12 protein-coding genes are annotated in these 15,857 nt (G+C 39.9%); 3 read left to right on the forward strand and 9 right to left on the reverse strand.

Annotated features, from left to right (window positions below):
* Positions 1-30: 30 nt before the first annotated feature.
* The 5 genes from BDD43_RS20975 to BDD43_RS20990 all read right to left on the reverse strand — a co-directional run bounded on the left by BDD43_RS20975 (position 31) and on the right by BDD43_RS20990 (position 2,715).
* Positions 31-594: a Crp/Fnr family transcriptional regulator gene (locus tag BDD43_RS20975; RefSeq protein WP_121199512.1), complete on the reverse strand. Its 564-nt coding sequence runs from the start codon at positions 592-594 to the stop codon at positions 31-33.
* A gap of 424 nt (positions 595-1,018) precedes the next feature.
* Entirely contained in the window at positions 1,019-1,315 is a 297-nt protein-coding gene (locus tag BDD43_RS20980; RefSeq protein ID WP_262707425.1) for a winged helix-turn-helix transcriptional regulator, read from the reverse strand.
* Positions 1,308-1,532, reverse strand: a complete 225-nt coding sequence (locus tag BDD43_RS29765) for a hypothetical protein (protein ID WP_147425697.1) — start codon at positions 1,530-1,532, stop codon at positions 1,308-1,310. Before BDD43_RS29765 ends, BDD43_RS20980 begins: the two co-directional genes overlap by 8 nt.
* The gene (locus BDD43_RS20985) at positions 1,478-2,386 is read right to left on the reverse strand and encodes an IS3 family transposase (RefSeq protein WP_121199513.1); all 909 of its coding nucleotides are present in this window, start codon (positions 2,384-2,386) and stop codon (positions 1,478-1,480) included. The genes BDD43_RS29765 and BDD43_RS20985 overlap by 55 nt, the downstream gene beginning before the upstream one ends.
* Positions 2,383-2,715, reverse strand: coding sequence for a hypothetical protein (locus tag BDD43_RS20990; RefSeq protein WP_121199514.1), 333 nt, complete (start codon positions 2,713-2,715; stop codon positions 2,383-2,385). The genes BDD43_RS20985 and BDD43_RS20990 overlap by 4 nt, the downstream gene beginning before the upstream one ends.
* 310 nt (positions 2,716-3,025) lie before the next feature.
* Here BDD43_RS20990 and BDD43_RS21000 point away from each other — a divergent pair, with 310 nt between their 5' ends.
* The 3 genes from BDD43_RS21000 to BDD43_RS21010 all read left to right on the forward strand — a co-directional run bounded on the left by BDD43_RS21000 (position 3,026) and on the right by BDD43_RS21010 (position 6,212).
* Positions 3,026-3,817, forward strand: a complete 792-nt coding sequence (locus tag BDD43_RS21000) for an SDR family oxidoreductase (RefSeq protein WP_121199515.1) — start codon at positions 3,026-3,028, stop codon at positions 3,815-3,817.
* A 619-nt stretch (positions 3,818-4,436) separates the two neighbouring features.
* The gene (locus tag BDD43_RS21005; protein ID WP_121199516.1) at positions 4,437-5,408 is read left to right on the forward strand and encodes an aldo/keto reductase; all 972 of its coding nucleotides are present in this window, start codon (positions 4,437-4,439) and stop codon (positions 5,406-5,408) included.
* Complete coding sequence (locus BDD43_RS21010; protein WP_121199517.1) at positions 5,409-6,212, forward strand: helix-turn-helix domain-containing protein; 804 nt, start codon at positions 5,409-5,411, stop codon at positions 6,210-6,212.
* A gap of 657 nt (positions 6,213-6,869) precedes the next feature.
* On the opposite strand, the gene BDD43_RS21015 is transcribed toward BDD43_RS21010, so the two are convergent.
* From BDD43_RS21015 to BDD43_RS21030, 4 genes are read right to left on the reverse strand one after another with little or no spacing between them, the layout of a single operon-like run.
* On the reverse strand, positions 6,870-10,604 hold the full coding sequence (locus BDD43_RS21015) for an AAA family ATPase (protein WP_121199518.1): 3,735 nt from the start codon (positions 10,602-10,604) through the stop codon (positions 6,870-6,872).
* Positions 10,601-11,845, reverse strand: a complete 1,245-nt coding sequence (locus tag BDD43_RS21020) for an exonuclease SbcCD subunit D (RefSeq protein ID WP_121199519.1) — start codon at positions 11,843-11,845, stop codon at positions 10,601-10,603. Before BDD43_RS21020 ends, BDD43_RS21015 begins: the two co-directional genes overlap by 4 nt.
* A complete protein-coding gene (locus tag BDD43_RS21025; RefSeq protein WP_121199520.1) occupies positions 11,842-13,713 on the reverse strand; it encodes a UvrD-helicase domain-containing protein in 1,872 nt (623 codons plus the stop codon). Before BDD43_RS21025 ends, BDD43_RS21020 begins: the two co-directional genes overlap by 4 nt.
* Complete coding sequence (locus BDD43_RS21030; RefSeq protein ID WP_121199521.1) at positions 13,713-15,710, reverse strand: ATP-dependent nuclease; 1,998 nt, start codon at positions 15,708-15,710, stop codon at positions 13,713-13,715. Before BDD43_RS21030 ends, BDD43_RS21025 begins: the two co-directional genes overlap by 1 nt.
* Between the last annotated feature and the right edge of the window lie 147 nt (positions 15,711-15,857).

Genomic DNA, 15,857 nt, shown 5'->3' on the forward strand with positions numbered 1-15,857 from the left:
GTAAAAACTACCATTTGGTAGATAATCGAATTACTTGATATTTTTTCTGATCCTGCTCAACGCATTGGGTGTGATGCCCAGGTAAGAGGCGATTTGTTTAACAGGAACCCTTTTGATCAGTTCCGATTTTGCCATAAATTCCAGATAGCGCTCTTCGGCAGATAAGGTTTGAAAACTGATGATCTGATCTATCATACGCACTGCCATCGCTTCCCAGGTTACCCGGCCAAACTCCTGCCAGGCAGGAAATTCCCTGTAAAGTTTTTCCATATCCGGTTTATCTATGTAAAGCAATTCTGTATCTTCTATAGCCTCAATATTGAACCTGGTCGGCTTTTGCGGATTGAGGCTTGAAATCTCGGTAAAAAATTCATCCTGGAAAACCACCCAGGCAGTTAACTGCTCGTCAAATTCACCAAAAAAGAAACGGAGGGCACCCGACCTTATATAAAAATATTGATAAGCAATTTGCCCCCGCTTTAAAATAAGCTGGCCTTTCTTAACCTGTTTTAATTTGAAACAGCTTACAATAAAATCCAGGTCAGCACCATTAATGGTAACCCTGGATTTTATAAAATCTGACAGTTCTTTCATTTGATCGTTTAGCAATTATAGTAAATTTAACCAGCTGTTTTTTAGATTGAGGAAAACGAGCGCAAACTATAATTGCGTTATTTATAAATCAATGACTTTTACACTGGTCAACGACTCCAGTAATTCTTCGCCATAAGCAGAGGCAACACTCCATTATTAAAGCATTTTATATTCTCCTAAGTTATTGAGCAACTTTGCCTGTTCTATTAAATGGTTCGAATTCTGCCCAGTCTGGGGAGCCATATTAGGCAAGCACGAAAACTCGGCCGCTTGCCCTTTTTTTTGGTCTTTAATTATTTGTCAATCAGGTAAATACAAGAGTGTAAATCCTCGTTTTGGCGATTCGATGTTGCAGGTATTCAAAAGTGAACTGTCCGCGTTCCTCGCTCTCCAAAAATCACCAAATTGATGACACCATAAACATCTAAGGCTTATCCCGATTGTTATTTTGCTTAATTTTTGTTCTATGTTTCAAACCGAACTCAATTAAGGAATTAATTACTGGTTGGGTTTCTATAGCGTGACTGGTAATAGCATAAGAAACGGTCACTGGTTTTGTGCTGTTCACTGTTCGTGTGATAAGTAAATTCTCCTCCAGTTCCTGTAGTTCTTTTGAAAGTACTTTTGGAGTTATTCCTCCTGCAGTTTCTTGTAAATCTTTGAATCGCATGGTGCCGAAATGACTCGTCCTAAAAAAGGTTGACAGTTTACAATTATACATTAGTTGTTTGTAATTCTTTTAGAATTACAGCAAGAACAATTTTGTTGTGTCTTGCTTGTCGTGTTAGGATGTGGGTAACGCGGAGCGTTATCCACATCCTAACACGTTTTTCTTTTTTTGCTTCTTTTTTTCTTTTAAAAAGTAAGGCATCTATGTTAACAACTATTCTGCCGGCACCTCCTGCTTTGTTGATCTCTTTTTGTAATAATTTTTCCAACAGCGTTTCAGATCAAGTGTTCGGGTATGTGCCAAAGCAGGTGTCAACATGGATATACTGCTGTGGGGTCGGAGATAGTTGTAAATGTTTACTGCCCTTGCTGTCTCTGTCCGCGCATTTTCCAGATCAGTAAAGACAGGTTTTAGCAGTTCCATTTTCAGTATCCCGTTGACCCGTTCTGCAATTGCGTTATCCCGCGGGTCGCCGCTTTGGGTCATGCTGATGTGAACATTGTTATCCTGGAGCAGGTCAACGTAATCATCACAGCAATACTGTGTTCCCCGGTCTGAATGGTGAATAAGCCCCATCTTGTTAATTCGGCCTGCAATTGCCATTTGCATAGCTTTAATGCAGCCGGCAGCCGTAAGGCTGTCACTCACATGGAACCCAACAATCTTCCTGCTGTAGGCATCTGTTACCAGGCTCAGGTAAGCATGCCCGTCACAAAGATCAAGATAGGTAATATCACTTACCCATAATTGCTCCGAACCGGTAAGGGCGAGTTTACCGGTCAGGTCAGGGTATTTTTTCATCCAATGATTTGAATCGGTCGTCCTGGGTTTACCCCGGCGTCTTTTGTTCAACAGACCGTGCCTGCCCAGCATCCTGAAAAAACTGTCCCTTCCCATCGCCAGTTCGTGCAGCTTAAAGAATGGTTTCATTAAGAAAAATAGCTTCCTGCCGCCTATGCGTGGCTGAATGTCCCGGTAACCGGCCACCTGCTCAATAAGATGGTCTTCTCTTAAAGCTTCGCGTTTTCCTAATAAACGCCGTTTGTAATAAGCCTGACGGGAATAACCAGACAGTGAACAGAGCCGGGACAAATTACCCTCCTGCAGCTGTTCTACTTTCATGACGGCCTGGTGCCAGCTTTTTTTCTGATGTCGGTACCAAACTGCTCGTCTGATATATCGATCATCGCTTCCAGTAAACAGATATTGAGCCGCGCTATACGCAGTTCTTCCTGGAGTTCCTTAATATCCGTAGGCATGCCTGCCCGTTCGTTTAATGCCTGTAAAGATGCCGCACGCAGCTCCCAGTTCTCTTGCTTTTTCTTCTCTTCCACAACCCATCTTGATATACTTGAATTCCCGAACCCGTACTTAAGCCCTAATTTAGCAGATGTGGACCCTCCTGCCAAATATTCTTTGATCGCTAACGATTTTCTTTCTCTTTGATTCATTTTGACACGCTATGGTGTCAACTTTTCCCAGGACAAGTCAAAATTGTATAGATTAAGCAGAATGCAAAATTTCCATTTACCACTTAATAACTCAATCGCATCTTTTAACGCTAGCATGTTCTGATCATACAAGTCAGCTTCACATTCTTGAATTCCCATATTAATAGTCACTATCCTTAAGGTAACGCATAGCAAAAGTAAAGTAATAGCAGTTAATTTTGTATAAAATAAAACACTAAAAGTTTCGAAAAATTCAGATTAGGAATAGAAAGAAACTTAAAAAGCTTAACTAACGATAAAAATATTTTCAATGCAAAACGAACAGAATTACAATAACGAACTTGAAGGTAAAATTGCACTTGTAACAGGTGGAACAAAAGGTATAGGCAAGGCAATTGCTGACAAGTTAACGCAGGCAGGCGCGAAAGTTATCGTGGTAGCCAGGAATCACGGCCAACAACCAAATCCAGCACATCACTTTTTTGCTGGAGATATATCTAATGCGCAAGACACCGAAGCTTTAGTAAAAGAAATCGTGGATAAATTTGGTAAAGTTGACATTTTAATAAATAACGTCGGCGGACTGAACAGTCCCGGGGGCGGATACAGTGTGTTAACTGATGAACATTGGGAAAAGGACCTACAGGTTAATCTACTATCCGCAGTTCGTCTGGACAGACTCTTATTACCATTGATGACTGCGCAAAAAGACGTTGTAATAATTCATATATCCTCCACCAGCGGCCTGGTACCGCAGTGGGAGGCTAATTTGGTCTATGGCGTGGCAAAATCAGCTCTGAACACATACAGCAAATCGCTATCTAACGAAGTTGCCAGTAAAGGCATAAGAGTATTGACCGTTTCGCCAGGACCTGTTAAAACCGAAGGCATGGAGGCATTTTTAAATGGCTATGCTAATAATGCAGGTATCTCGGTAGAACAGATGACTCAGACAATGATGGACAAGATTGGCGGCATACCGATGGGACGAATGGCAGAACCTACGGAAGTTGCAGAACTTGTTTGCTTTTTAGTCTCACCGAAAGCTGCCTATTTAACTGGTGCAAATTATTTGATAGACGGTGGTAATATCCCGGTATAATAATTGGCCGCTACAATCTAAATAGGTAACACTGAACTACCTATTTATATTACAGCATGCCTGTCAATTATCCACGCTCTTCCCCAATCTTTTTTTGGAATGGCAGCGAGTAACTATGATTTTTTAGACACAATAGAAAATAAACATACCGAGTCAGCGGAACCCGCCCATCAATTCAGGAATCTGCTTTCAATAGTATAAAGGCCATAAAAGCCCCGTTTATTATGGTGCAGGCTCCATTTTAACAAAAACTTTCTTCCTGGAGTTTTGCATTGCGTATAGAATAAAAAGGTATGGACGTAAAGCTTGAGCCAAAGTTCTATACTATTGTTCAGATAGCTAGAGTGCCAATCATCATAAAGATGCCTTGCGAGAGCAAATAAAGTCCGTTGAAATATAGTTTGCCCCATTCAGCTTAACCATTCTAATAACCATTGAATCAATTTATTAAACGAGTGCAAAAGATCGGTACAATAGGTCGAACGATTAAAATCTAACATGTATCAAATCGTAACGGCGTTAGAGGCTATTGAAAAAATAAATTTCAATGAGCTTTGTAGTCAAATTAAATGAGCCATACAAGCAAGTATCATGTGCAATTAACACTGATCTTTGTATTATGAAAAACATCACAAAAATTCAACTGGGACAAAATGGCCCTGTCGTATCTAAACTTGGTTTGGGCTGTATGCGCATGTCATCTATCTGGGGCGGACCTACACCTGATGAAACAGAAAGCATTGCCACAATTCACGAAGCCCTGGATAATGGCATCAATTTTTTAAACACCGGAGATTTTTACGGTGCCGGACATAATGAAATGCTGATCGGCAAAGCCATTAAAGGGAGGCGAGACGATGCTTTTATCAGTGTAAAATTCGGCGCCATCTTTCACAACGGCCAGTGGCTGGGAATGGATTTGCGGCCCGTTGCTATCAAAAATTTTGTAAACTACTCACTGACCCGTTTGGGTATTGAAACGATCGACCTCTACCAGCCCAGCAGGATGGATAACAGCGTGCCGATAGAAGACATTATCGGTACGGTTGCCGACCTGATTAAAGAAGGTAAAGTTCGCTGTATTGGAGTATCTGAGATCACGGCTGACCAGCTTCGCAAAGCCAACAGCATCCATCCCATCAGTGCATTGGAGATCGGCTATTCACTGGCTGAACGCGGAATAGAAAGCGACCTGCTACCGGTTGCAAAAGAATTAGGCATTGGTGTAGTAGCTTTCGCCAATACTGCCGAAGGCTTATTGACCGGTGAAATGAAAGCCCCCCTTACCGAAAATGATTACCGTAACCATTTCTCCCGTTTTCAAGGCGAAAATTTGATACATAACCTGGAAAAGGTTGAGGTATTAAAGCAATTGGCTGCGGATAAAGGTTATACACCAACACAGCTTGCTATTGCCTGGGTAAACGCACAAGGCGATCATATTATGCCTTTAGTAAGCATGAGCCGCAGGTCGCGCCTGCCGGAAAATATCGCAGCGATGGATATTGTATTTACGCCGGAAGAAATGAATGCCTTAAACACTACTTTTGCAACAGGCGCTATACAAGGCGGCACTTATTTGCAACGCTAAATGACCAGTCCAGCAGAAATACTCCCGGGTGTAATATTCTACTCTTACCTCTCTGCCGAGCGGAAAGAGAAAGCATGTTTCTGGAACCACCACACCCTGATATTGCAGGTATCCGGACAATTTACGCTGGAAACCTCCGCGCAAACTATTTCAATGACCGGAGGGGAAATGTTACTGATCGGTAAAAACCAGCTCGGTACAATTACCAAAACACCACTGCCCGGAGCAAACTATGAAACGATCGTAATATCCCTGCAGGAGGACCTGTTGCGCAGAATTGTGTTAGAAGAAAAGATTGAAGCGGACCGGAAATACATCGGTCCGCCAAATATTTTAATACCTTCTAACGAATTCCTGCAGGGGTATTTTCAATCAATTGTTCCCTACGCGCGTAGCTCTGGTGCGGAGATGACTGATGAAATGGGCATCCTGAAGGTAAAGGAAGGCGTTAAATTACTCATGCTTGCCATGCCGGTGCTTCGCAGTTTTTTATTCGACTTTTCTGAACCGCACAAGATCGACCTGGAAAAGTTCATGATCAATAATTTTCATTTTAATGTCCCGGTCGAAAAATTCGCGCAGCTTACCGGTCGCAGCCTGGCTGCCTTCAAACGGGACTTCCTTAAAACATTTGGTGCTCCGCCCCGTCACTGGTTACAGGATAAACGGCTACACGAAGCAAAGCACCTCATCGAGACCAAACATCAAAAGCCATCAGCCATTTATCTTGAACTCGGTTTTGAAAGCCTGTCCCACTTCTCCCATTCCTTCAAGAGAAAATTCGGTAAGGCTCCCACTGGGTAATTAATTCAACCTCGAAAGGAACGTTTGTGGTTTCCAGTACCCTGGCAAACATCAAAAAGTGATTGAGAGAATAACTGTACAAGAGTACATATCTCATAAAGAGGTGTTTTCACATCTCCCGATAAATTATTGACTTACTGTTATGTAGTTACTTCTGATAGGTAATCGACAATGATGTGACTCCAATACAGCCACCTTTAAATATTATTCAATTTTAATTTATTGAGAATCAATGCTATGAATCATTCAGGCTGAGGCCGACTAGGCGCATAAACCGTAACCTGTGGGCAAAAGTCTGAAACTAGAAGGAACACCTTTAACGCATTCGGAACATGTTGATAAATAGTCAATTATATCTCACGGATAGATACGGCTTAACACCTATCCAGCTACCTTAATAATCGTTCCATATTAATTAACTGAAAATCAATACTATAATTCCCTCAATTCGAGCCTAGCATATGGCTACCATCAATTGGGAAGCGCATTGAACGTATCCAAACTAACTGAAAACATACTAAAATGCGGTGTTCTCCGTAAATGAACGATAAATGTTTGTCACATTTTTATATAATTATGTGACATGAATCCTGTTCATCAAAATTACAAATCAAATAAGAATTCAAGCCCAACCAACAGCTAAATTAGTCCAATAGACTATAGGACGGCAATTGTAATTTCACTTTTACCGCTGGAGCATTTTGTTACCCTGATCTGTGCAGGGATTCTTTCCGTCATTTCCTGAACGTGCGAAATCACTCCTACTTTTCGGCCCTGATTGTGTAATCCTTCCAAAGCTCCCATGGCAACGGTTAATGTTACCGGGTCTAAAGAGCCGAAGCCTTCGTCTATGAATAACGACTCAACATTCATTTTGCTTGATGAGAGTTCCGCTAAACCAAGAGCCAAAGCGAGGGACACGAGAAATGATTCTCCTCCCGAAAGCGAATAGATCGTCCGAACTTCGTCACCCATGTCTTTGTCAACAACCTGTAACCCGAGCGTATTACTGATCCGTTGAATGGAATATCGCTTACTAAGCATTTGCATGTGGATATTAGCATATCCTAACAGCACATCGAGTGTAAACTCTTGCGCTATTTGGCGGAATTTTTTTCCATCAGCGGAGCCAATCATCTCATTTAGTTTACCCCAATTCTCGGCAACAGTCTCTTTATCTTGGATTTTATTCAACAGATCAGTTGACTTCTGTTTGTTAATTACATCCTGCTGTAGTTTAAACGTATTCTCATTTCTCACTTGGACAGAAGCGTCCAGGTTTAATTTATTTTCCGTCAATAGCTCTTCTGTTTCTTCTGATGTCCTTTCTGAAAGTTGCTTTTTTATGTGATTCTCTAATTGACTCCTTCTCTCAAGGTGTACTGATAAACCAGTAGTAACGGCATCGTCAATGACTTTCAATGCTTTTCTTTCCTCGTCAATCCAATCATGGGTAAACTGTAGTAGATTAGCGAGTTCTTCTTCCGCCAATTCGACGCCATGCTTAAATTGATAATTAGAAAGCCATTCCTTTATTTTTGATGAATTATTGTTAATCAGTTGTTTTAGCCGTTCTGCATCTTTTGTTAATTGCGATTTTTGGGTATTAGTTTTAATAAGAAGGGCCTCAGTTTTTTGCAGTTCATCATTTATCAATTTAACGTTTTGTTCAGCATTGACAATATTGTCCTCTAATCGTTTCTCAACAGTTATCACTTCTTCACCACTAAATAGTTCCTTTCTTTCTTTGACAACCGCTTGCAACTCATTTTTTCGGTTTAAATGAATTTCCTGTTGTTTACTAAAGGATGATGCGAAATCTTTTGTTCGCCCTGCAAGCCCTAGCAATTCTGTAAGACATATACCTTCGCTTTTTTTATCGCTTTCAAGATCACCTATTTTTTGCACCCATAGATCAGCAAAATCTTTTATTCGCTTTATAAATTGTGGTGGATTATCTTGCCAATGGGTAAACCAATCTTTATTTTCGAAATATGGCGACAAACCGTCATGCAAAATCTTAAGGTCGGCTTCGCATTTCGCTTCCTGTTGTAGGAGCCCCTTGGAATGTTCAGTTAATAATTGTTTTTTATGGGTTTTGTCTTTAACATCGTCAGTTAATTTAGTTAACTCCGATTTGGCCTTTTCAATTTCAAGCTGAATATTTGCTACAGCTTGTTTTAAACTGTTATAGCTGGTAATCTTGCTGTCCAACGAAGTTTGTTCAGATTTTAATCCTGCTGTCTTATCCCGTAGCCAAACGGCTTTTTTATCTTGATCTATAACTTCGCATTGTTTTTGGACTTTGAACGATTTCCATCTATCCGCCAACTGGCCAGCGGCTATTCTCCTAATTTCAAGTTGATCATTATCCAATTTTATCTGACGTTCCAGACCCTCGCATGCCTGTGTTAAACCCGTGTATTTTTCAAGGCATTCTTCGTAAATTGTTTCATTTTGGCGATGCTCCTGTTCAAGCCCGGAAATAACTTGGTTTAAAACGGGCGAATATTCTTTGTATGGGTGCTCTGTACTTCCGCATACAGGGCATGGTTCGTCATCAATTAGGCTTGTCCGTAAATGCTCTACGTTTTCCGCGATCCTTAACCTTGCATCACTCAAAATTTTTCCGGAAGTATCTTTGATAGTTTTGATCTCCGCTAACTTATTTTGAGCCAGCTCTAGTGATGCTTTCTTATCGATTAAGGCAGCTTGATTATTCTTTAGACTATTTACAGTTGACCGATGATCCGTTAAAGCCTGGTAGTATAGGTTCCACTGCGCGGAACCTAAAATGATATCCTCAATTTCTGCATCACACACCTGCTTTTCCTTTTTGATTTTATCAATATCTATACCGGCAAGGACTGTTTGATCAGTTTGGACGGATGAGGTCTTTAATGCTAATTCCGATTGCTTTCGTAAAACATTGTCCTCCAGTAGCTTTATATCTTTCTTTAAGACAATTTCATTTTGATTATTAAGTTCTAAATCCCCTTTAACCTTTAATCTGGACGACAAAATATTAGCGGCATCGGTTAATTTGGAAGAAATCAAAATAATGTTTGTTGCAATAGGCTGCCTATGGATATTTTCAGTTTTCCACGATTCAAGGTTTTCTATTTTTTGCTTTAATGAAGCTGCTTCAGCTTGTTTTAATTTAACCTGTGAATTATGCAAGTCCATTTCTTTGCTCACATCGTCAATAGCTTTTTCTGCGACGGAAACCTGACTGCGCTTTTCACTGATCACCACATCAAGCTTTTTAGCTTTTTCAATTAAAGGATAGGTCTCCGATTTTATTTTTTTTGAATCAGTTAAAGTTTTTTCAGCCAACTGAAGCTGATCCTTGTAAGCGCTTTGTGATTTTGTTAGATCTTCAATGTTCTGATCTGCAACGGAAAGTTCACCGGCTACTTCCTTATATTGGGTTTCTCCCTGAAATTTTGCGTCTACTAATGTTCTTACCGGCTGAACTTCACTTACCCGTTGTACCAACGTAGATCGGGCTTCAGAGGCGGACTTAGCAACTATTGCTACTTGCCAATCATTTTCAGCTTTGGATGTCCCCGCTATTAGCTCAGCCAGCCTGATATGCCAGGACTGTTCTGCTATTAGTTCTTTGCTTATTTTGTTTAAATGCTCAATTTGGTTGGCGAGTTCCTGTTGATGATTCTCTATTATTACAATTTCCTCATCGGTATATATAGCGATAGCCTCTTTTTGTAAATTGAGTTCGCGCAAATCCTGTTCAGCTTTTCTACACTTGTCGAAAATGGATTTTGAGATTTCTGAATAGATAAAGTTCCCCGTAAGTTTTTCCAGTAAAGAGGCCTTTTCATCCTTATTTGCCTTTAGAAATGCTGTGAAGTCTCCTTGGGCTAGAAGTACAGAGCGGGTAAACTGCTCGAAATTCAAGCCTACGAGTCTTTCGATCTGCTGTAACGTCTCGGTCTTTTTTCCCGGCACCACAACATTCGTATTTAAGTTAGTAAGAACAATCACCTCACCCTGGAGCGCGCCTTCTATTTTTCCATAAGCTCTTTTGACCTGCCAACTGGCTTTGTACTTATTGCCATCCACCCCGATAAAGTCTACTTCAGCAAATCCTTCGCCCGTTCCATCTCTCAGAATTCCTTTGACGTCACCTTGCGATATCCGTGAGCCGGGTGTATCCTGAATCTCTATACCTGTTTCTTTAGCTTGAATATACCTCGGTGTTTTACCATATAAGGCGAGGCAAATTGCATCTAAAATAGTAGATTTACCTGATCCGGTTGGCCCGGTTATCGCAAATATGCCAGCGGAACATAAAGGGTCTTCCGTAAAATCTATTTCACTAACTCCTTCTAAAGAAGCAAGGTTTTTTATTCTAATGGCTAAGATTTTCATTTACTTTCCCCCTGGGATACTTCCTGAAATACCTGATTAAAAAGACTCGTCAAAATTTCGGGAACCGGTACATTGTATTTCGCTTCATATACTTTGGTGAAGATTTCGATAGGCTTGATCTCTTCCAATTTTTTATTTGTTATGAACGTAGTTACACCACCACTCTCCAACACCGGATGTTTTACATCGATCTTAGCAAGCCTTGCATGTTTCCCTTTCAATGCGGTTTCTATTTTGTGGCGTAATCCAGGTTCCGGACCATCGAGCAATACTTTAGCTTCTAAATATGGAGCTATATTTAAGTCCCCATCTGCATCGGGTAGTTCGTTAATAGCGGAAAGCACCTCGTGAATTGGCCTGTGGTTATTTGGAACTCTTAATAACGGAATAGCCGTAGGGATTTCTATCGGATGCAGATTTTCAACCTCGCCGTTGTTGAAGTCGAAACAAATTACCTGGTGGGTGTAGTTTGTTTCTGAAAAAGACATCGGGATAGGACTACCGCAATAGCGGATATGATTGAGCCCACCGATTTTTTGAGCTTTATGGATATGACCAAGTGCAACGTATTTTAAATCCGCAGGAAACGCGGAAGCAGAAACGCATTCTATGTTACCTAATATCGGTCTCTCATGTTCATCATTACCTGACCTTTCTGCCCCGGCTGCATACAGGTGTCCCATTGCAATTACAGACTGGCCGGATTTTAGTTGAGCTATTGCATATTTATTGACCTGCTTATACATTTCAGCAACGCCCTCGGCATACGGATCACTACATTCCGCAATAACCGGATAGTCCCCCATTCGTAGAAACGGAATAGCCAAACATAAAATTTCGGTTTGTTGTTGTTTGTTTTTCAAAGGGATCACAAGCTTTTCGAAATTTATATGCCCGTTTAAATCTTTTTCTATCATTCCTACAATGTGAATATTAGACAATTCCAATAATGGTTTAGGAGATTCCAGGCGTGAGGGAGAATCGTGATTTCCCGCAGTGACAATGATCTGAATGTCGGGGTTTGCGCGAACGGCTTTATTTAAAAACGTGTAAAACATTCGTACGGTTAACGCAGACGGGTTAGAAAGGTCAAAAACATCTCCACTAATCAATAAAACGTCGGCTTGCTGTTCGGCAATTAGATTGGTAAGCCAATCTAAAAACATTTGGTGTTCAAAAGTTCGGTCGTATTCGTAAAACAATTGGCCTAAATGCCAATCACCGGTATGGATTATTTTCATTCCGCTAAAGATTTTTCTTCCATTTTTACAATTCCGGAATTTTCCAATTCCGTTAAAATCACTTGTATGTTAGTTATCGATTGGTTAAACATCCGTCCGTATTGATTGGGCCGTTGTTTACTGAACGTAAAAACCACTCGCTCCTTAGCCCGTGATAGCGCGACAAAAAAGGTACATTTATCTTCATTGGGATTTTCTTGAAATTTCCAAAATGCCCCATCTTCTAAGCCAATGAAGATAACCGTGTGATATTCCAGACCTTTACTTTTATGAACCGTCATAACCGGGATGGTATCGTTGCCAACAAGTTGATCCAGAGCACCTATAATGGTGCCTGTCAAATTATAGCTTTCAATGAGCTTTTCGGTTAACTCGGTTATAATACCATTTAAGTATTTCGAGTTTTTATAAGCGGGATAAAAGGCCCTTATTCTGTCACGCCCTGCAAACTCAACAATTAAATTGACCAATGTCTTTAGTTTTGCCTCGTCTAATTCTTCTTGAGGGTAATCCTTTATTAATTGTTTGATGAATTTATGAAAAAAGACCTCCAGACGCAAAAGTTGTTCGTCTTCAAATTCGGTAAAAACGTTGCTTAAAAAAGAAAAGGTTATTGCTTTGGAATCTGAGGCCTTCTTTTTAAAAATCATGTAGAAAACGTTGATGATATACAGCGAAATCTCTTGTGTCAGAAGATCTTGGAAGGCATTCTCATCCCTCGCTTTTATACCATTCTCATTAAAATAGCGAATCAGGCCACCCGCATAATTTTCTAATTTTTGTTTAACGAGGATACAAATGTCCCGTGGTTTCAAACCGTCGAATTCAATCCATTTTTTTATTTCTTTAAATAATATTTCTGTTTCTTTCTCCGGATTTTCAAATACCCATACGAAACATTCGCCTTCTTCTTCATTCCATTTCGGTGAGGGTATGGCAAAATCTGTCTTACCCAATAGGTGTTCAGTCAAATGGTTTAACAATTTCACCAACCGCGGTGCACACCGAAAGTTCATTTTCAGAGGTAGACGGATAGCGCCTGTATCTTTCATAAAATCGTCAAAAACGGCGTCTAAAGCACCTGCCCAAAGCATAATTCTTTGCTTGTCATCACCGACCGCCGTGTATTTGCTGCCACTACCCAAAAAACACGATTTGAAAAAATCATACTGCAAATCAGTCGCATCTTGAAATTCGTCTAAAAAGACGTACTGGTACGTTTCCTGTAGATATGCTTTAATCTTAGGGTTTGTATTAATGATTAATTCAGCCAAACGCATTATCATCTTAAAGTTCAACTGAGAAGGCGTTGCCCGAAGCATATCTTGCCATACACCATATCGAAGTTTTTTTGTCGCGCCCCTTTTATCAAGAGGAAGCTGGTCGGCGGTATGATTTTTTAACGTGATCGGTGCAGCCGCACCACGTACTTCATAGTTGGTGTCAGGATCGGCATTTTGATAATACGTCAGTGTTTCATTGTCCTTCATTGCAATCTCATAGTCGGCACTAATGCCATAATCCTTTGGCAACGCCAACCTGAATCTATCTAAAATCTGCTTGGCAAAGGAATCGAAGGTTATAGAGTCGAAGCGCCGCGATAATTCGTCGCCACATCGTAATTTCACACGTTCTTTGAGATTGAACGCAGCATCACGTTTGAAGCTTATAGCCAGAATGCGCGTCGGGAATTTGCAGCAATTTGTTTGCAATAAATAGCTTGCCTTTTGCGCAAGTAACTCTGTTTTCCCTGCACCTGGACCAGCAAGCACAAGCGAATTATCAGGTAATTTTATTACTAACAAAGCATTATCTTCTAACTCAAATCCATCTGCCGGTATCCACTCTTCAGTTTTTATTGCTTTCATTATTTAACAGGGAGTTTAAGCTCTTTAGCAATTGTTTTAAACACCTTATCAAAAATTGGCGGTAAGTTGTCAAGCAACTCTTTATCGGTCATTAATGATAAGGCATGAATATGCGTTGAAGGCTTTCCTCTACCAAGGAAATGGTAATTATACCATATCATTAATTCTTTTTGCTCATCTAAATACGTTACGCCGACAGCTTTTTCTGATTTTAACGTAGCTTGAATTGCCGTTTCCAATTTTTTTGCAAAAGCTTCAGGATCTTCGTCAACATCTGGTATTTCGGGCCCGCCACCTTTCGGGATTGCTTTTTTGTAAAAATCAGTATAGTGTTCAAGCATCAAAAAATCCAAATCCAACGGGGAGGAATAGTAGACACGATAGCCTTGAAGAAAAGATACCCAACCCATTATCAACTTAATATCTGCTTTTTTATTTAATGGCCATTTATGCATTTCATCAAGCCTTTCATCAGATAGTACAGAATCATCATCCAGCTTCAATAATTTGTTTTTATCTGCACCATTCTTTATTAATTGTTTTAATGCGTATTTAATTCGTCCCCAACCACCGCCTTCTCTTTCAATATCAAGATCTAACAATGTAATATAAGGGATATGCAACGCTTCTAAAAGCCGCCATATGTGATTGACAAACCTGTGTCCAAGTGGTGCGAACGTTATAATATTATCATCAAAATCTGTGTCTTTAACTTCCATTAATCGATTAAAAATAACATCCTCACTATCACCTTCCCCAATTACCACCAATTTTGAAAAATATATTTCAGGGTAGTTGTAAATCGCTTCTTTTATATATTTATAGGCTTCGCTTGCTTTTTCGGGCAAAATGATTCCGTTAACCTGTGTGTGAAAAAATTCAGTGATCCTAAAATGGTGGATAGATTCAGGGTCGAGCCGTTTTACGATAGCCGACGTATGGGAAGATAGTAATACCTGACAGTTTGGTTTTTCAGCGATTGTTTTTAAAATTTTGATGACCCTTCCTAGTAATTGCGGCGCAATATGATTTTCGGGCTCCTCAATTGCAAGTATGGTCATCAATGGTCGACTAATCCCGATAGTTTCCTCATCGTGTTCTTTTGCAAGCTTTTCCTCAATTTCTAAAAGAGCGCAAACAAGAGTAAGGTAAAACAAGGAACGATATCCTTCTCCGAGTTCATCAATATCAAATTTGCGGTGAATTGGAGTTGGACTAAATGAAATTTCAAGTTTCTTTAATATGGAATCAAAATCGCTTCCGCCAAAACCAAGTGATGTTTCCTTGTATCGTTCATCTTTATGAAATTTATCCCAATAACCGTTTATCGCTTTTTGAACTATCTCCAATTCCGGTAATCCTCTAAAGTCATCATTTATTTCAGCAATTTTCTCATCAAATTTTTCTTTGAATTCATCTTTGAAATTTATTTTACGCAGTACCCTATATAAAATACTTCCAGAAGCATACTTCAATTGTTCTGCAGGCCGGCGTATTGCGGGGACATATAATATTTGAAATATTGACTTAAAATGTGAGGGAACTAATTGCTTTATTTCATCGCCGGCCTCATATTCAGCTACTTTGATAAAATATGTTTTTAACTCAACACTTCCTTCTGGTTCATAATCAATTTTTTTCCAACTTGCCTCAAGCCTTATTCTTACATAAGGGTCGGCTCCTTCCTCGTCAACAACCATATAACTGAAAAAATGAGGAATATCTGCTTTTTCTGCTTCAGAGAAATCAAGTCTTACTTCAATAGCTAATTCGCGTGATTCAAAATCTTCGGGATTTTCATCTTTTCCAATATGGAAATCCTGAAAACGTAAGTCTCGTTCATTGTGGCTACCGAATAACTTTCTTAGCGCTTCAAGCGCCGAAGTTTTCCCGGAACTATTCAACCCGATAAAAGCGGCCAAATCTTTTTTAATATCAATGACAACTTCTTGTCCAAAAGACCTGAATCCCTTAATTTTCAACTTACTTATCAGCATAAAGAATTTATTTATATCGCAATAAACACGGTTTAACAATGAAAATAGGCCTAAACAATATATCGCTTATATCCAGGGAGAGTTAACGAACTTTGATCTGAGGAAATCCGAGAATTATATTGATAAGATTTATGTAGTAAAGTTAAT

The organism is Mucilaginibacter gracilis (assembly GCF_003633615.1).
Classification (GTDB): Bacteria; Bacteroidota; Bacteroidia; order Sphingobacteriales; family Sphingobacteriaceae; genus Mucilaginibacter; species Mucilaginibacter gracilis.